Genomic DNA, 17,036 nt, shown 5'->3' with positions numbered 1-17,036 from the left:
CCGCCCACGCACACCGCGCACGCCGCGCATCCGGCTGCCGGCCGGTCGCTCAGCCACGCGCTCCGGGGACGGCGTCACCGGGGTCAGGGGCATCGGCAGGCAGAGGGACGACCTCGGCGGGGACGGGGACATCGGCAGAGGCAGAGACAGGCGTCCCGGCAACCGCCACCCCCTCCGGGAACGGTTCGTCCACCCGCACCGCACCGGTGAAGCCCTCCTGCTGCAGAGGCACCTGCGGTCCGGACAGCTCCCTCAGCCAGCGTGCCAGCACCCGGTGCACGGCCTCCGCCCCCACCGGGCCGGCCTGAGGGATCCCCGCCGGACCGGCCTCGGACGTCCCGGGAGGCAGGTCGGCGGCCATGGCGTCGAGCGGGTCCGTCAGCGTCCGCGGCCACAGCAGGAACGGCCGTGACTGTTCGCCGCCGAGCCCGCCGTGCGAGCCGATCTGCTCCTCGAAGGCGTGTACGCGGCCGGTTTCGGGGTCGTACATCGAGTTGACCATGACGTCCGCGACGTGCGGGAAGCAGTCGGTGCGGCGCACCGCGTCCGCCGCGCCCGGACCGAAGACGGCCATCGGCCCTTCCCCGTCCCTCAGCTCCGCCAGCGGGATCTCGGCCCCTCCAGGCCCGAGGACGACCGACCCGTGCTTCTGGCTCTTCACGAGCAGGAAGCCGATGCCGGGGTGCGCGGCGAGCGTCCCGAGGAGTGCGGGATAGCGCCGGTCGAGCTGCTCGCGCGTGGCGCGTCCCTCGATGTCCGGGAACGACAGCAGCCCGAGGTTCCCGGACGCGAGCACCACCGGGTCGGAGGGCTTGGCGGGGTGCTCGGCCTCCGACACCCCGACGACGGGCCTGTGCAGCGCGATGCGCACGGCGTCGCGGGCCTCCGAGGCGCTGCGGGTGCGCTGTGCCCGGCGGGGTACGGGCAGCCCGCAGCCCGCCCGTACGAGGTCCTTGAGCGTGAGGCCGTACCGCCCCGCGAAGGTCTCCCCCGGGCTCTGCCCGTGGTCGGAGAGCAGCACGATCCGGTAGGCGCGCGGGGTGTGGTCGGCGACCTTCAGGATGAGGCCCAGCGAGCGGTCGAGCCGTGTCAGGACCTTCTCGGCGTCCCTGCTGTGCGGCCCGGAGTGGTGGGCGACCTCGTCGTAGGCGACCAGGTCCGCGTAGACCGCGGTGCGGCCCGCGAACATGTCGCCGATCACCGCGGAGACCACCACATCGCGTTCGACGACGGTCGCGAAGGCCCGGATGAAGGGGTACAGCCCGCCGCGCTTGACCCGGGGCGATTCCTTCCGCACCCGGGCCCGGACGGACTGGCCCATCTCGCGGCCCACCTCGGCGACGAAGGACAGGGCCGTACGGACCGCGTTGGCCGGGTCGGAGAAGTAGGCGAAGTAGCCGGCGCGCGAGCGGCGCCCCTTGCCGCGTCGCGCGGCCATCGACAGGACCAGGGCGAGCTGGTCGGCGCCGCCGCTGAAGAGGTTGCCCCGGCTCGCTCCGTCGACGGTGAGGAGGCCGCCGTCATGGGTGCGGGCGATGGCTCTGCGCTGGAGTTCGAGGGCGCTCGCCGGTCTGCTGGAGACCATGACGGTGCCGGTCTCCTTCTCGAACCAGCGGAAGGCCGGGACGTCGTGGTTGCTGCCGTGCAGGATGCCGAGCTGGCTGGCGCCGGTCTGGCTGGACCAGTCCGTGGTCCACGGGGTGAGCCGGTGGCCCGCCTCGTCGGCGAGCAGGCCGGCCACGGTCGGCATGAGGCCGTCCGCCGCCGCCTGTGCGAGCACGTCGTGGCCCACGCCGTCGAGCTGGAGGAACACGATCCCGGGCGGGCCGTTGCGGCCCCGGTCGGCGGTCTGCGGCGTGCCGCTGCGTCTGCGGCGCCGGTCGGCGAGGCGGGAGAGTCTTCGCCGGTACGCGTCGTCGTCGCGGACCGCGAGTGCCGTGGAGGTCGCGGAGGCAACAGCCGACATGACGGCCGCCACGACGACGGCGGTCTCCGGGTTGGCGTCCCCGCGCCCGTCCGGGATGAGCCGCAGGGCGATGAGCAGCAGCGAGCCGTTGAGGAAGAAGACGAGGGCGCCCAGCACCAGGGCGGGCACGATGAGCAGGGCTCTGACGAGCACCGGCCACACCAGGGCGGACAGCAGGCCGAAGGCGCCCGCGCCCCAGGCCGCGGTGAAGGCGGTCCTGGTGACGGTGTCGCCGTCGTCGGCCTGGAGCTGGAAGTCGGGGAGGATCCCCGCCAGCGCCAGCATGGTGAGCGTGGAGACGGCCCACACCGAGATCACGCGTATGAGGGTTCCCCCCGCCTTGCGCCATCGCCCGTCGTTCACGCCGTTCCACCTCACGTCCGGGCCCGGTGTCCGTCATGGGCCCGCGTCAAGCCTGTCATAGCCCCCTCAGGCTCCTGCCGGGCCCCGGGGCCTCTCCGGGCATCAGCAGCCGTCGTATCCTGCGGTCGGCATGGAGAGCCTGCGGTGGACGCTGGCCTTGGTGCGCGCGGTGTAGACGGGCTCCTCCAGGCCGGCGAACTCCAGCCGTACGCCCCGTCGCGCGCACTCCGCGGCGAAGTCCGGCACCGAGACGACCGCCCGCGCGAGCACCCGGTCGTTGGGTGCCACGAACAGCTCGACCCGCTCGTCCCCGACGCCGGACCACAGGGCGTGGTGATCGGGGCGGAGCCCGTAGACACGGAGCTGGCGGGTGACGACGTACCCCTGGCCGGCGGCCCAGCGTGCGCACATGGCGTGCTGGCTGCGGGTGTCGACGAGGAACGGATCGCCGTCGAGCTCCTCCAGCGGTGTGAGACTGGCGATGGCCGCCACCCGTACGTCTGCGCCGACGTCGTCCATGGACGGATCCCCCCGCACTCGGATACTGGCCACGAGCCTACCCCCGCGGTAGCCCTCCGTAGCCGCCCGTGACCGCACCGGAGCAGGCGTGAAGGAGCACTCCGGCGTGGGGAGGGCGCGGACCGCATACCCTCGTACGGGAACGGGGACGGCGGGGGCGCGTACGAGGAGGCGGGGCGGTGGAGGTCACCTGGTGGGGTCATGCCACCTGCACGATCGAGGACACCGGGGTCCGGGTGCTGACCGACCCGCTGTTCGCACGCCGTTTCGCGCATCTGCGGCGGCGACGGGGCGAGGTCCCGCCGCCGGAGGCCGCGGTCGCCGACGCCGTCCTGATCTCCCACCTGCACTCCGACCATCTGCATCTCCCCTCCCTGGCCCGGCTCGCGCCCGGCAGCCTGCTGATCGTGCCCCGCGGCGCGGTGGGGGCCGTCCCGCGCCTCCGGCTGCTGCGCCGGGCGCGCGGGCTGCGGATCGCCGAGGTCGCCCCGGGGGACGTGGTGCGGGTCGGCGAGGTCCTGGTGCGCGCGGTCCCGGCGCTGCACGACGGACGCCGGCTGCCGGTGGGCCCGCACCGGGTGCCCGCTCTCGGGTACGTCGTCGAGGGCGAGGCCCGTACGTACTTCGCCGGTGACACCGGGCTCTTCGACGGCATGGCCGACGCGGTGGGCCCGGTGGACGTGGCGCTGCTCCCGGTCGGCGGCTGGGGGCCCAACCTGGGCCATCACCATCTGGACGCGGCCCGCGCGGCGCAGGTGCTGACCCTGCTGGAGCCGCGGTCCGCGGTGCCGGTGCACTACGGCACGTACTGGCCGATCGGGATGGACGGGGTCAAGCCGCACGAGTTCCACGCGCCGGGCGACGAGTTCGTCCGGCAGGCCGCGCGGGTGGCACCGGAAGTGGCGGTGCACCGGCTGGGGCACGGCGAGCATGTGAGGCCGGAGGCCCGTAGGTGATAGAGGAAGTGCTGGGGCAGCTGCCGACGGAGTCGACGCAGCAGGCCGTCGGCTACCCGACGTTGTTCCTGCTCGTGGCGCTGGGGTCCCTGTTGCCCGTGGTGCCGACGGGGGCGCTGGTGAGTACGGCGGCCGTGGTGACGTTGCACCAGACGTCACCGTTCGCCCTGCTCGTGGTGTTCGCCGTGGCGTCCGCCGCTGCGTTCCTCGGGGACGTCTGCCTGTACTGGCTGGGGCAGCGCGGGGTGCGCTCCAAGAACGGTTCGAAGTGGCTGGAGGCGATCACCGGCAGGGCGGCTCCGGAGCGGCTGGAGCAGGCGCAGCGGAAGCTCGACGAGCACGACACGATGGTGCTGGTGCTGTCCCGGCTGGTGCCGGCCGGGCGGATACCGGTGATGCTGGCCTGTCTGCTCGGCGAGATGCCGCTGCGGCAGTTCGCCCGGGGTGATGTGTCCGCGTGTCTGGCCTGGGCGGCGACGTATCAGCTGATCGGGATCCTGGGCGGTTCGCTGTTCCCGGAGCCGTGGGAGGGGGTGCTCGCGGCGGTGGTGCTGACGCTGCTGATCAGCGGGACGCCTGCGCTCTGGCGGCGGTTGCGGGCCCGGATGGCGCGGGTGGCGGACTGAGGGACCGGTGGGCCGGCCGGGCACCGGTCAGGCTTCCAGGACGCGTGAGGCGCCGACCGGCAGGTCCCAGAGGTCGGCGCGCGGATGTCCGGCCCGCTGCCAGGCCGTACGGAGCCGGGTCAGCGGTTCGAGCACCGGTTCGGCGGACAGCAGGAACGTCGCCCAGTGCATGGGCGCCATCGCACGGGCCCCGAGGTCCTCGTACGCCTGGACGGCCTCCTCGGGGTCGGTGTGCACGTCCGAGAGCCACCAGCGCGGTTCGTACGCCCCGATCGGCAGCATGGCGAGGTCCAGGCCGGGGTAGCGGCGGCCGATCTCCTTGAACCAGTGGCCGTAGCCGGTGTCGCCGGCGAAGTAGAGCCGCCGTCCCCGGGCGTCACCGAGCACCCAGCCGCCCCACAGGGACCGGCAGGTGTCCAGGAGGGTGCGCTTGGACCAGTGGTGCGAGGGCACGAAGTCGAAGCGGACGCCGCCCAGCTCGGCCGATTCCCACCAGTCCAGCTCGGTGACGCAGGTGAAGCGACGGCGCCGGCACCAGCGGCCGAGGCCGGCGGGGACGAGGAGCGGGGTGTCCCTGGGGAGCCGGCGGAGCGTGGGGGCGTCCAGGTGGTCGTAGTGGTTGTGGCTGATGAGGACCGCGTCGACGGGCGGCAGGGCCTCCCAGCGGACCCCGACGGGGGTGATCCTGGCGGGGGTGCCCAGGATGCGGCGCGACCAGACGGGGTCGGTGAGGACGGTGAGCCCGCCGATGCGGACGATCCAGCTGGCGTGTCCGGCCCAGGTCACGGCCGTCGTGTCGGTGTCCGTGACGGGCAGGGGCCGGGGGGCGTACGGCAGCCGGTGGATGCCCCGGAGCCCCTCGGCGTTGGGCCGCAGCGAGCGCTCCCTGGCCAGACGGGTCATGCCCCTGACACCCGGCAGCGGCGCGGTGAGCCGGTCGGCGAAGCTGCGGGGCCAGGTCCGGAGCTCACCGAGGGGGCGCGGAGCGGCGACGGCGGGGTCCGCGGGCGTGCGGCCGGATCCGGCGAACGGGCGCTCGGTCTGTTCCGTCATCGAGAGGCTCCTGTCATCGGAGTTCATCGAGGGCTGCTGCGAACATGCTCAGTGCCCGGGCGACATGGGGCAATTTCAGGGGCTCCACCGCAGTGAGGGACTCCGTCTGCTGCTCCGGGGTTGAGCCGAGCAGCGGTCCGGTGCTCAGCCGCACCCGCAGCGCCCCCAGTTCGTCCCCGAAGCGGTGCCCGCCGGGGGCGGGGGCGCCGAGACGTTCCGTCAGGTACTCCTCCAGCTCCATGGAGTCCGTGACCCCACGGGCGGCCAGCCGGGCGCGCAGGGGTCCGAGATCGGCGTAGAGATGGCGCCCGGCCTGCGGCGGCCTGGCCAGGGCGCCGACCGTGAGCACCGCGCGGTGGGCGGCGGAGGCGACGTGGGCCTGGAGGCGCGCCGCCTGCCGGATCCGCTCCCTGACGGCCTCGGGCTCGCCCAGCGCGTGGGCGGCGGCCCTGGCGACCGGCTCCGCGACGAGGGCGCCGAGGGCGGTGAGGATGTCGAGGACCCGGGCGTGACGCGCGGCGGCGCGTGCCGTCGCGGGGAAGCGTGCGACGGCGACCGGCCAGGCGGACGGGGTGAGGGCTCCGGCCAGGTCGGACAGGACGGTGACGTCGTCGGGGCACATCTCGGCGGGGCTGAGGAGGACGGTGTCCTGGGGGCGGTGCAGGGTGTCGCGCCAGGTCTCGTCGCTGACGATGTGCAGACCCTCGGAGACGGCGGCCTCGCACGCCTCGCGGACCAGTTCGGGCGGAGCGAGGGTAGCGGTCGGGTCGTCGGCCACGGAGATCAGGAGCAACCGGGGCCTGCCGCCCTCGGCGCGCACCCTGCGTACGGTCTCCAGCAGGGCGTACGGGTCGGGGATGCCGCCGCACTCGGCGGGCGTCGGCACGTGGTAGGCGAGCCGGCCCAGCAGCCGGGCCTGCGGCATCCAGGTGGCGGGACAGGGCCGGGGCATGAGCACGTCGCCGCCGTACGCGGCGATCAGCGCGAGCAGGAGCGGCTGGGCGCCCGGGGCCGCGGCGACGCTCCCGGGCCCGCCGTGCAGGCCCCGCCGCTCCCAGTAGCCGCAGGCCGCCTCCCGCAGGATCGTTCCGCCACCGGGCGGTTCGGGACGGGTCCGTGCGGCCGACGCGGCCAGTACGCCGGCCAGCTCGAGCAGCACGGGGAGGCCCGGGTCGGGTGCGGGCGGCCCGTAGCGGACGGGACCGTGGTCCTCCTGGAGGGGGTGGCGCCGCGTCCGCTCGCTCCGGTGCATGCCGCCTCCCTCCGCCTGGGTCGCTCTAGGCCTTTATACGGAGGTTCCTTGGGGTCCGCCCCCGCACCGGCGCAGGAAGGTGCCGGAAATACGCACGCCGGCCCCCGCCCCGCTCAGCCGGCGAACGGCGTTCCGGGCAGGCCCTGGCCCGCGTCCGGCAGCACCAGCAGGGAGCCCGACAGCGGGTGGGGGGCGTCCAGGCCCGTACGGGCGGTGGACACGTACAGGTCGCGGAGGCCTGGCCCGCCGAACGCGCACGCCGTGGGCCGCCGGACCGGCAGCTCCACGACCCGGTCCACCCGGCCGTCGGGGGTGTGGCGGCGGATCGCCGCGCCGTCCCAGAAGGCGACCCAGACACAGCCGTCGGCGTCCACCGTCAGCCCGTCGGGCCATCCGGCGCCGTCCCCGACGGTGGCGAAGGTCCGCCGGTTCCGGACGTGCTCCCCGTCCACGTCGAAGACGTCGATCCGCCGTGCGGGGGTGTCGATGTAGTACATGAGCCGGCCGTCCGGGCTCCATCCGGTGCCGTTGCTGACCGTCACCGCGTCCAGGACCCGGCGCACCGTGCCGTCCGGGGCGATCCGGGACAGGGTGCCGCCGCCCTCCGCCTCGTCGTAGCGCATGGTGCCCGCCCAGAGCGCGCCGTCCGGTGCCACGGCCGCGTCGTTGCCCCGCCGCCCGGGGACGGGGTCGTGGAACAGCCAGGAGAAGGCGCCGCCCGCGTCGTACAGCCCCACGCCGTCCCGCAGGACGACCACGAGGCCGCCGCCCGCCCGGGGTTTGGCCGCACCGACGTGCTGGCCGGTGGCCATGACCGTACGGCGGCCGGTCGACGGGTCGTAGGTGTGGACACGGGCCGAGAGTATGTCGACCCAGATCAGCCGCCCGGTGGCCGGGTCCCAGGTGGGGCCTTCGCCCAGCTCGGCCCGCTCCCGCACGGCCACCTCCCAGGCCGGCCTCATATCTGGGGCCGGTGGTGTCCGAGCCGGCCGGACAGCGCGTCGGCGCCGCCCGCGGCGAGCTGCGCGAGTTCCTCCTCACGCTCCTCGGTCCAGCGGATCATCGGCACCGAGATGGAGAGCGCGGCGACGACCCGCCCCGACCGGTCCCGGACGGGTGCGGCGACACAGCTCACATCGGGGTTGGACTCCCGGTGCTCCACGGCGATGCCCCGCTTGCGGACGACGGCGAGCGCGGCCCGCAGCTCCGTGGCGTCGGTGAGGCTGTTGTCGGTCATGGCGACGAGCTCGCGTCCGTCGAGGCGGGCGTCGAGCTCCGCCTCCGGCAGCGCGGCGAGCAGCAGCTTGCCGACCGAGGTGCAGTGGGCGGGCAGCTTCCGGCCGGCGGCGGAGACCATGCGGACGGCGTGGGTGGAGTCCACCTTGGCGATGTAGATGACCTCCGTGTCCTCCAGGATCGCCACGTGGACCGTCTCGCCGCAGGTCTCGGCGACCTCACGGGCCACCTGCTGGCCCTCGGCGGCGAGGTCGAGCTTCTCGGCGTAGCGGCTGCCGAGCTGGTACGTGCGTACGCCGAGGCGGTAGCGGCCCGGCTGCTCCGGGACCGTCACCAGGTAGGAGCGCGCGGCGAGCGTGGTGAGCAGTTCGTGCACGGTGGTCCGCGGCAGTTGGAGCTTGCGGGTGACTTCGGGAGCGGACAGGGTCCCCTCGCCCTGGAGGAAGAGCTCGAGAACATCCAGCGCCCTGGTCACCGCAGGGACGAGTCGCCCCATGATCGCCCGCCAATCTCGTTCGACACTCCGGTCAATGGCCGGAATCACGAACGCAGGCTAGCGGCAGGGAACTTGTCCGGGCAACGCCCTCGGCGAGACGGAGCGGGCGGGACGGGGGCAATTCACCACATCCATCCGATTCCGCCGGGATTCGGTGGTGCGCGCCACGCGCGCCTCCTGGTTCACGGCCCGGTCGCAGGGTATTCGCTGTCCCATGTCGACAACGAGCAGCCTCTCCTCCCCCGGCCGCTGGCGGGACTGGTTCCACCAGCGCGATCTCGCCGCGTTCCAGCGCGTGGCCGAAAGACACTGGCCCGGCGCCGAGCACGTCCTGCCACGGCTGAGCCGCAGCGCCAATCACGGGCTGCTGTGGGTCGGGGCCGCCGCGGGCATGGCGGCGCTGGGCTCCAGTGCGCGGTCCCGCAGAGCGGCGCTGCGCGGGATCGCCTCGCTGGCCGTCGCCTCGGCCGCGATCAACACCGTGGGCAAGGGAGCGGTGCGCAGGGAGCGCCCGATAGTGGATCTCGTTCCCGTCATCCGGCAGCTGAAGCGGCAGCCGTTCACCACGTCCTTCCCGTCGGGGCACGCCGCCTCGGCCGCGGCCTTCGCGACGGGTGTCGCCATGGAGTCGAAGGGCTGGGGCGCGGTCGTCGCCCCGGTGGCGGCGGCGGTGGCCGCCTCCCGCGTCTACACCGGCGTCCACTATCCGAGCGATGTGGTGGCCGGGGCGGCGCTCGGCATCGGGGCCGCGTTCGCCCTGCGCGGCGTCGTACCGACGCGTGGACAGCTCCCGGCCCCGGGCCGGCCGCCGGCCGAGGCCCCGGCGCTGCCCGCCGGACAGGATCTGGTGGTGGTCGTCAACCGGGAGTCCGGCTCGGCGACCGCGGCGGCGACCGTCATCCGCGACGCGCTGCCGCTCGCGGAGACGATCGAGTGCGCGCCCGCCGACCTGCCGGGATGCCTGGAGAAGGCGGCACGGCAGGGCAAGGCCCTGGGCGTCTGCGGGGGCGACGGGACGGTCAACATGGCGGCGGCCGTCGCGGCGACCCACAGCCTGCCGCTCGCCGTCTTCCCCGGCGGGACCCTCAACCACTTCGCGTACGACCTCGGCATCGAGACCGTGCACGACACGGTGACGGCGCTGACCACGGGCGACGCGGTCCGTGTCGACCTGGGCCGCTTCCGGCCGGGGCCGCAGGGGCCGGGCGGGGCGCACGGGTACTTCCTCAACGCTTTCAGCCTGGGGGTGTATCCGGAGCTCGTACGGACCCGGGAGCACTGGGCGCCCCGGATCGGCGGCTGGCCCGCCGGGGTGCTCGCCGCCTTCGAGGCGCTGCGCGGCTCCCGGCCGCTGACCGCGGAACTCCAGGGACGTCGGCGGCCGTTGTGGCTGCTCTTCGTGGGCAACGGACTGTTCCAGCGGGTGGGTCCCGCGCCGGGGCGCCGCCACAATTTGGCGGACGGCCTGCTCGACGTACGCGTGGTGCACGGCGGCCGCACCCCGGCGCTGCGGCTGCTCGCCGCCGCGGTCGCGGGACCGCTGAGCCGGTCGCCCGTCCATGCGGCGGTACGGCGCCGCAGGGTGCGGATCGCCGGTCTCGCACCGGGGACGCCGTATGCGTACGACGGTGAAGTGGCGCACTCCGGAACGGAGTTGATGATCGACAAGCTGCCCGAGGCGCTGACGGTGTACTGCCCGATGCCGGTGTAGCGACGACCACATCATGAGACGCCCATCTCAGGATCCGACATCGCGGCGTACCGTCGTTCCATCGCCTGCGACTGAGGTCCGAGAGAGGACGTACGGCCATGCCGAAGGAAACAGCTGTCTACACCCACGGCCACCACGAGTCGGTGCTGCGTTCGCACCAGTGGCGCACCGCCGCGAATTCGGCGGCCTACCTGATCGCCGAACTCCGCCCGGGCCAGGCGGTCCTGGACGTGGGCTGCGGGCCGGGCACCATCACGACGGACCTCGCGTCGCTGGTGGCGCCCGGCCGGGTGACCGCGGTCGACGCGAGCCATGACGTCCTGGAGCGCGCGGCTGCGAACGCCGCCGAACGCGGCGTGGAGAACGTCGAGTTCGCCACGGCCGATGTGCACGCCCTGGACTTCCCGGACGACTCCTTCGACGTGGTCCACGCCCATCAGGTGCTCCAGCACGTCAGCGACCCGGTGCAGGCACTGCACGAGATGCGGCGGGTGTGCCGTCCCGGCGGTGTCGTCGCCGCCCGCGACAGCGACTACGCGGCCATGACCTGGTACCCGGAGGTGCCCGGGATGCACGAGTGGCAGGAGCTGTACGGCCGGGTGGCCCGGGCCAACGGCGGTGAGCCCGACGCCGGACGCCGGCTGCTGTCCTGGGCGCGGCAGGCGGGCTTCACCGACATCACGCCCACCGCGGGGGCCTGGTGCTTCGCCACCCCGGAGAACCGCGCCTGGTGGAGCGGTCTGTGGGCGGACCGTACGATCGCGTCGGTGTACGCGGAACTGGCCGTGGACGGCGGGCACGCGACCGCCGGGCAGCTGACCGCGATCTCGGAGGCCTGGCACGCGTGGGGCGCGGAGCCCGACGCCTGGTTCATGGTGCCCCACGGCGAGGTGCTCTGCCGGGTGTGATCCGGTGCGGACGGGGAACCGATCACATCGGGCGTGGTCGGCAACTACCCTCGTGGGCATGGAAATCCTGGGAACCACGCTGCGTATCTGCGTCGACGACCTGGAGGCCGCGGTGGCCTTCTACGAGGGCCTGACCAGCACTCCGGCACAGCGCTTCGAGCGCGGCGGGGTCTCGGTGGCCGCGATCGGCTGCTTCCTGCTGATGAGCGGCCCGGAGTCGCAGCTGGAGGTGTTGCGCAAGGTGTCGGCGACCATCGCGGTCAAAAACGTCGACGAGGCACACGCGGCGCTGACGCGGGTGGGCGCGAAGGTCGTCGCGGGCCCCGTGCCCACCCCCGCCGGCCGCAATCTGATAGCCCTGCATCCGGACGGCTCGGTCTTCGAGTACGTCGACCGGAACGTGACGGTCTAGGGCGTCCGGAGGGTCACCGGCCCTTCCGGCCTGGTCTCGGCGAAGGCGCCGACGACCAGGTCGGTGAGGAGCGCGCCGGCCGTGCCGTCGGGGTCCAGGTCGGGGTCGTAGATCGTGACGTTGAGGCCCGCACAGCGCGGTGACCGGACGAGTGTGCGCAGCAGCGGGGCGAGTTCGTCGGGGAGCAGGCCGCCCTCGTCGGGGCTGTCGACGGCGGGCATCACGCTCGGGTCGAGCACATCGGCGTCGAGGTGGACCCAGAAGCCGTCGAGCACCGGGATCTCCAGGGACTGCACCACGGCCCGGGCGATCTCGGCGGGCCCCCACTCCCTGATCTCCCCCACCGTCGCGTTGGAGATCTTCAGCGCGGCCATCTCGGTGCGGTCCTCGTCCTGGTCACGCATGCCGAAGAGCCGGATGTCCTCGTCCTTGAGGTAGGGCCCCAGCCCTTCCAGGTCGGTGAGGTCCGCCTGCCCGCGTCCGGTGGACAGCGCCAGTTCCTCGCCGCCCGCCGCACCGATCCGGTCGCTGTTGCCCGGGTGCCGGAAGTCCGCCGAGCCGTCGATCGCGGCGAGCCCGTACCGGCCGATGCGGCGCAGGGCGAGGGTGGCGCCGAGCTGGATGGAGCAGTCGCCGCCGAGGACGACCGGGAACTCGCCCGCCCTGACGTGCCCTTCGATGCGGTCGGCGAGCGTACGGGTGTAGCGGGCGAGGGCGGCGGCGTTGAAGACCCCGTCACCCTCCTGCCAGTCACCGCGGTCGTAACGGGGCGGTACGACGACACCGCCCTCCAGCGCTCCGAGCCGCTGCACGATGCGCTGCTCGCGGAGCGCGCCGGCCAGTTTGTAGCAGCCGGGGACGGTGCCGGGGGCGGGGGGCCGCAGCCCGAGGTTCGAGGGGGCGTCGAGGACGACGAGAGTGCGCATGCGGCCCATCCTTACCGCCGCGGCGGGCCGTTGCCCCCATGATTCTCCGAAGGCCCGCTCAGCCCCGGCCGTTCAGCCGTGCTCAGCCCCACTGCCGGCCGGCCAGCGGCGGGGTGTCCTCACCCTCGCCGTGGGAGACGCCGTGGAGGAAGGCGCGCAGAGCGTCGGTCGCCGAGTACGCGGGCCGCCAGTCCAGTTCCTCACGGGCCCGGCCGCTGTTCATGACCGGGAGCCGCAGCACGGCGTCGAACAGGTGCGGGGACGCGGGTACGGCGTGGGTGCGCCAGGCGGCGGCCAGGGCGGTGCGCACCAGTGCCGCCGGGGCGGGTACGACGCGGGCGTCCAGCAGTCCGGCGAGCTGCCGGGCGTCGGTCACGGAGTCCGCGGCCAGGTTGAAGGCACCCCGGACGTCGGTGGTGACGGCGAGCCGGTACGCCTCGGCCGCGTCGTCGGTGTGCAGCACCTGGAAGCGCAGCCCCTTGAGGTCGGGGACGAACGGCAGCAGGTCGGGACGGAGCAGGAAGCCCGGCAGGTGGCGTCCGCCGAAGATCCGGCGCTGTTCGCTGGCCGCCGTCCTCTTGAACAAAAACCCCGGGCGCATGCGCACCACCCTGATCTGCGGATTCCGCAGCTCGAAGGTGTCGAGCACGCGCTCCAGGTAGGCCTTCTCCCGGCAGTACGCCGCATCCGGCCACCCGTGGGTGGGCCACTGCTCGTCCACCCCCGGCTCCTGCTTCGGCCCCGGCGAGTACGCCCCCACCGACGAGGCGTGCACCAGGACCGGCACGCCGGCGTCCCGGACCGCGCCGAAGACCCGCAGCGAGCCCTCGACATTGCTCCGCCAGGTGACGACGGGGTCGTGCGTGGGCTGGAACCGCCAGGCCAGGTGGATCACGGCGTCGGCGCCCGGGAGGTGCTCCGCCAGGCGCCGCGGGCTGTCCCCGTGTTCGAGGTCCACCGTGCCCCACTCCACTCCGGGTACGGTCAGCTCCGGACGTCGCCGCGCCAGTCCGAGCACCGAGGACACGGCGGGGTCATCGGCCAGCGCCCGGACGACACTGGTCCCCACGTTCCCGGTGGCGCCGGTGACCACGACGCGCAGGCCCCGGGTTGTGTTCGTCATCGCTTCTCCTGTCCCGTGCGACGGCCGCCCGCCGGACGCCGGCTCCTGGGGGCGGTCACGGCCTGAGCAGCGTCTTCACCATGCCGTCCGCCTTCTTCTGGAAGGTCTCGTACGCCTTGGGCGCGTCGGCCAGCGGCAGGTGGTGGGTGGCGAAGCCGTCCACGCCGAGCGGGTCCTCGTCGACGAGCAGCGGCAGGATGGCCGGCACCCAGTTCCTGACGTTCGCCTGCCCCATCCGCAGCTGGATCTGCTTGTCGAACATCTTGAGCAGGGGCATCGGGTCCACGGCGCCGCCGTAGACACCCGAGACGGAGACTGTGCCGCCCCGGCGCACCAGGTCGATCGCCGCGTGGAGGGCGCTGAGCCGGTCGATGCCCGCCCGCTCCATCAGGGGGCGGGCCGCCGCGTCGGGGAGCATGCCGACGGCCCACTGCCCCGCCTTGGCCACGGACGCGCCGTGGGCCTCCATGCCGACGGCGTCGATCACCGCGTCGGTGCCCCGGCCGTCGGTGAGGTCGCGTACGGCGTCCCCCAGGTTCTTGCCGTACTCCCGCAGGTCCAGGGTCTTCACACCCCGTACGGAGGCGCGGTACAGGCGGTCGGAGACCAGGTCGACGCCGATCACGAGACCGGCGCCGCGGTGCAGCGCGATCCGCGCGGCCATGTCACCGATCGGCCCGAGTCCCAGGACCGTGACGCTGCCGCCCGGGGGTACGGCCGCGTACTCGACGGCCTGCCAGGCGGTCGGCAGGACGTCCGACAGATAGACGAACCGGTCGTCGGGCGGGCCGTCGGGCACCTTGACCGGCAGGGTGTTCCCGAAGGGGACGCGCAGCAGCTCGGCCTGCCCGCCGGGCACCTGCCCGTACAGCTTGGTGTAGCCGAACAGGGCGGCGCCGCTGCCGTACTTCCGGACCTGGGCGGTCTCGCACTGCGACTGGAGTCCCTGGTCGCACATGAAGCAGTCGCCGCAGGAGATGTTGAACGGGACCACCACGCGGTCGCCGCGCTTGACGGCGGTGACGTCCGGTCCGGTCTCCTCCACCACGCCCATCGGCTCGTGGCCGAGGATGTCGCCCGGTTCGAGGTAGGGGCCGAGCACCTCGTACAGGTGCAGGTCCGATCCGCAGATACCGCTGGAGGTGACCCTGACGATGATGTCCGTCGGGTCCTGGATCACCGGGTCGGGGACCGTCTCCACCCGGACGTCCCGCCGCCCTTGCCAGGTCAGTGCGCGCATGTGCCTTCTCCTCACTCGTCCGACTGGGTTCGGTCGCCCCGCAGGTTGCCCATCCGTTCTACCTCCCGTCCGCCCGCACCGTGAACAGCGGATTCCGGCGGAGCGCCGGGCTGCCGGGCCGTCGGGGCGCCCTGGCGGTCCGGTGGGACCGGCCGGCCCCGTTGGGCCGTTCGGGTGACATCCCGGTGCGGCCTTCCGGCGGGTTCCCGGCCGCCTGGCGGTACGGGGCGTCCCGCGTAGCATGGCTGGTGACCGCGCCGCCGTGCCCACCCGTCCACTGTCGCCGTACCCCCTGCGTGGAGGCGTCCATGGCCATCCGCCATCAGCTCATCCATCAGCCGCCCTCGGTCCTGTGGTCGGTCCTGGAGCAACCGGAGCAGTACGGGAAGTGGGTGGTGGGGACGCATGACTCCCGCCTGCTCGCGGGGCAGTGGCCCGAGGTCGGGTCCGCCATCGAATACACCCTGCGCCTCGGTCCGAAGGACGTGCGGGGCCGTACCACCGTGCGCCGCCTGGAGCGGCCGAGGGCGCTCGAACTCGAGGTGGACAGCGGCTTCCTGGGCACCGCGCGCATCGCGTTCGACATCCGCCCCTGGGGTGAGGAGACGCTGCTCCTGATCGACGAGCACCCGCTGCAGGGGCTCGGCGGCGCCCTGCACAACGTGGCCCTGGAGGCGGTGCTGCAGATCAGGCACCGCGCCATGCTGGGGCGGCTGGCGGCGGTGGTGGACACGGAGGCGGACATCAAGGGCTGACGGGCTGTCGTCAGCCGCGGGTCCTGGCCGCGCACTCGGTCACCACGGTCCGCAGGCTGTCCGAGCCCGCGAGCAGTTCCCGCTGGATCCGGGCCCCGGTGCCCCGCGTCAGCACGTCCCGCAGCGCCTTGTCCGCCGACGCGAGGTCACCGCTGTCCTCCAGGGCGTCGCGCACATGGGCGAGCAGGGCGTGGAGGACGTCCTCGGCCGGTTCGGGGCGCAGGGTGAGCGGGTGGAGCAGCCGGCCCCCGGTGCCCGAGCGGGCGGCCTGCCAGGCGGCCATGCGCAGCGCGCTCACCGGGACCGGCTCCGGCGGCTCACCGGCCCGCCAGGCGCGTGCCGCCGTCTCGACGAGACCGCGCGCCAGCGTGGCGAGCAGCACGGGGTCCGCCGGGTCAAGGCAGACGTCCGCGACCCTGAACTCCACGGTGGGGTAGCGGTGCGAGAGCCGTGCGTCGAAGTAGATCATCCCCTCGTCGCGCAGGACGCCTGTGCCGACCAGGGTCCGCACCTGCTCGTGGTAGCGGTCCGCGGAGCCGAATATCTCCACCGGGCCGGCCGAGGGCCAGCGGCCCCACACCCGGCTGCGGTAACTGTCGTACGAGGTGTCCTGTCCTTGCCAGAAGGGGGAGTTCGCGCTCAGCGCCAGCAGCACGGGGAGCCAGGGACGCACCCGGTCCAGCACGGCGACGCCCTCCTCGTCCGACTCCACCGACACATGCACATGGCAGCCGCAGGTCAGCTGCTCCTGCGCGGTGAGGCCGAACCGCTCCGCCAGCCACCGGTAGCGTTCCCCCTCCCCGATGGACGGACTGACCGGCAGCGGCGAGGTCGCCAGGGCCGCGACGGCCGCGCCCGCCTCGGCCGCGCTGTGGGCCGCCTCCGCCCGCCAGCGCAGGATCTCCTCCGCCAGGTCCCCCATCGCACTGCGTGGCTCGGTGGCGAACTCCAGCTGCTGGTTGTGCAGTTCGGACTCGAATACGGCCTCCCCCTCGGCCCGGCGCTCCGCGAGGGCCAGCACCGCCGTCGACAGTGCCCTGGGATCCCCGCTCTCCGCGTCGACGAGCAGGAGTTCTTCCTCGACACCGACAGTCCGCACGCTCGTATCCTCTCCGCCGCCTGCCGCGCTCCGAGGCGCGCTGGGACGCACGTACCCCCGGCGGCGCCTTTCAGGCAGCCGCGGGGCGGTCCGGCGGCTGCGCTCTAGCGGGCCGGGCGCCGGCGGAACAGGTAGGCCCCGACGAGGACACCCGCCACGAAGACCCCCAGCAGCGCCGCCCAGAGCGGCATGGTGACCTTGGGGATGATCACGCGGATCGTCACCTCGGCGGTGTTCACACAGATGAAGACGATCGCCAGCACCGCCAGTACGGTGACGGCGATCCTGGCCGGTGTGAAGGCGCTCGTGGTGCCGCTGGATACGTCCTTGGGGCTCATGAGCGGCCCTTTCGCTGGTCCTGGTGGCGGGCCGGGAACGGCGGTCCCCGGACCCCA

17 protein-coding genes are annotated in these 17,036 nt (G+C 73.6%); 6 read left to right on the top strand and 11 right to left on the bottom strand.

What is annotated here, in order from left to right:
- Positions 1-49: 49 nt before the first annotated feature.
- Both JKV81_RS22380 and JKV81_RS22375 read right to left on the bottom strand, forming a co-directional pair.
- Positions 50-2,329 (bottom strand): alkaline phosphatase family protein, encoded by a 2,280-nt coding sequence (locus JKV81_RS22380; protein ID WP_202077443.1) that lies wholly within the window; start codon positions 2,327-2,329, stop codon positions 50-52.
- A gap of 102 nt (positions 2,330-2,431) precedes the next feature.
- Positions 2,432-2,848 carry a hypothetical protein gene (locus tag JKV81_RS22375; protein WP_129266463.1) on the bottom strand — a complete coding sequence of 139 codons (417 nt, stop codon included), beginning with the start codon at positions 2,846-2,848 and terminating at the stop codon, positions 2,432-2,434.
- A gap of 179 nt (positions 2,849-3,027) precedes the next feature.
- On the opposite strand from JKV81_RS22375, the gene JKV81_RS22370 reads away from it, so the two are divergent.
- A complete protein-coding gene (locus tag JKV81_RS22370; protein ID WP_124275714.1) occupies positions 3,028-3,804 on the top strand; it encodes an MBL fold metallo-hydrolase in 777 nt (258 codons plus the stop codon).
- Entirely contained in the window at positions 3,801-4,430 is a 630-nt protein-coding gene (locus JKV81_RS22365; protein WP_129266462.1) for a DedA family protein, read from the top strand. Before JKV81_RS22370 ends, JKV81_RS22365 begins: the two co-directional genes overlap by 4 nt.
- Positions 4,431-4,457: 27 nt before the next feature.
- Here the strand turns inward: JKV81_RS22365 and JKV81_RS22360 are convergent, their stop codons facing one another.
- The 4 genes from JKV81_RS22360 to JKV81_RS22345 all read right to left on the bottom strand — a co-directional run bounded on the left by JKV81_RS22360 (position 4,458) and on the right by JKV81_RS22345 (position 8,467).
- Positions 4,458-5,483, bottom strand: a complete 1,026-nt coding sequence (locus JKV81_RS22360) for an MBL fold metallo-hydrolase (protein WP_129266461.1) — start codon at positions 5,481-5,483, stop codon at positions 4,458-4,460.
- A 13-nt stretch (positions 5,484-5,496) separates the two neighbouring features.
- Positions 5,497-6,735, bottom strand: a complete 1,239-nt coding sequence (locus JKV81_RS22355; protein ID WP_129266460.1) for an aminotransferase class I/II-fold pyridoxal phosphate-dependent enzyme — start codon at positions 6,733-6,735, stop codon at positions 5,497-5,499.
- A gap of 113 nt (positions 6,736-6,848) precedes the next feature.
- The gene (locus JKV81_RS22350; RefSeq protein WP_202077441.1) at positions 6,849-7,697 is read right to left on the bottom strand and encodes an SMP-30/gluconolactonase/LRE family protein; all 849 of its coding nucleotides are present in this window, start codon (positions 7,695-7,697) and stop codon (positions 6,849-6,851) included.
- On the bottom strand, positions 7,694-8,467 hold the full coding sequence (locus tag JKV81_RS22345; protein ID WP_147984316.1) for an IclR family transcriptional regulator: 774 nt from the start codon (positions 8,465-8,467) through the stop codon (positions 7,694-7,696). Before JKV81_RS22345 ends, JKV81_RS22350 begins: the two co-directional genes overlap by 4 nt.
- A 214-nt stretch (positions 8,468-8,681) precedes the next feature.
- On the opposite strand from JKV81_RS22345, the gene JKV81_RS22340 reads away from it, so the two are divergent.
- The 3 genes from JKV81_RS22340 (at position 8,682) to JKV81_RS22330 (ending at position 11,498) form a co-directional block, all read left to right on the top strand.
- Positions 8,682-10,178, top strand: a complete 1,497-nt coding sequence (locus JKV81_RS22340; RefSeq protein WP_129266457.1) for a bifunctional phosphatase PAP2/diacylglycerol kinase family protein — start codon at positions 8,682-8,684, stop codon at positions 10,176-10,178.
- Positions 10,179-10,276: 98 nt separating this feature from the next.
- Positions 10,277-11,086 carry a methyltransferase domain-containing protein gene (locus JKV81_RS22335; protein ID WP_202077439.1) on the top strand — a complete coding sequence of 270 codons (810 nt, stop codon included), beginning with the start codon at positions 10,277-10,279 and terminating at the stop codon, positions 11,084-11,086.
- 58 nt (positions 11,087-11,144) lie between these two features.
- Positions 11,145-11,498 (top strand): VOC family protein, encoded by a 354-nt coding sequence (locus JKV81_RS22330; protein ID WP_202077437.1) that lies wholly within the window; start codon positions 11,145-11,147, stop codon positions 11,496-11,498.
- Here the strand turns inward: JKV81_RS22330 and JKV81_RS22325 are convergent.
- From JKV81_RS22325 to JKV81_RS22315, 3 genes are all read right to left on the bottom strand, one after another.
- A complete protein-coding gene (locus JKV81_RS22325; protein WP_202077435.1) occupies positions 11,495-12,424 on the bottom strand; it encodes an arginase family protein in 930 nt (309 codons plus the stop codon). The two genes, JKV81_RS22330 and JKV81_RS22325, sit on opposite strands and share 4 nt — an antisense overlap.
- 82 nt (positions 12,425-12,506) lie before the next feature.
- Entirely contained in the window at positions 12,507-13,547 is a 1,041-nt protein-coding gene (locus JKV81_RS22320; RefSeq protein WP_202077433.1) for an NAD-dependent epimerase/dehydratase family protein, read from the bottom strand.
- Positions 13,548-13,602: 55 nt separating this feature from the next.
- On the bottom strand, positions 13,603-14,787 hold the full coding sequence (locus tag JKV81_RS22315; protein ID WP_202077431.1) for an alcohol dehydrogenase catalytic domain-containing protein: 1,185 nt from the start codon (positions 14,785-14,787) through the stop codon (positions 13,603-13,605).
- Between the two features lie 308 nt (positions 14,788-15,095).
- Between JKV81_RS22315 and JKV81_RS22310 the strand changes: the two genes are divergently transcribed.
- Positions 15,096-15,542, top strand: a complete 447-nt coding sequence (locus JKV81_RS22310; RefSeq protein WP_129266453.1) for an SRPBCC family protein — start codon at positions 15,096-15,098, stop codon at positions 15,540-15,542.
- A gap of 10 nt (positions 15,543-15,552) precedes the next feature.
- On the opposite strand, the gene JKV81_RS22305 is transcribed toward JKV81_RS22310, so the two are convergent.
- Both JKV81_RS22305 and JKV81_RS22300 read right to left on the bottom strand, forming a co-directional pair.
- On the bottom strand, positions 15,553-16,641 hold the full coding sequence (locus JKV81_RS22305) for a glutamate--cysteine ligase 2 (RefSeq protein ID WP_202077429.1): 1,089 nt from the start codon (positions 16,639-16,641) through the stop codon (positions 15,553-15,555).
- Between the two features lie 104 nt (positions 16,642-16,745).
- Positions 16,746-16,979, bottom strand: a complete 234-nt coding sequence (locus tag JKV81_RS22300; RefSeq protein ID WP_129266451.1) for a LapA family protein — start codon at positions 16,977-16,979, stop codon at positions 16,746-16,748.
- Between the last annotated feature and the right edge of the window lie 57 nt (positions 16,980-17,036).

The organism is Streptomyces silvae (assembly GCF_016745505.1).
GTDB lineage: Bacteria > Actinomycetota > Actinomycetes > Streptomycetales > Streptomycetaceae > Streptomyces > Streptomyces silvae.
The sequence above is the reverse complement of the archived record's forward strand: the minus strand, read 5'-3'. Positions and strand labels throughout refer to the sequence as shown.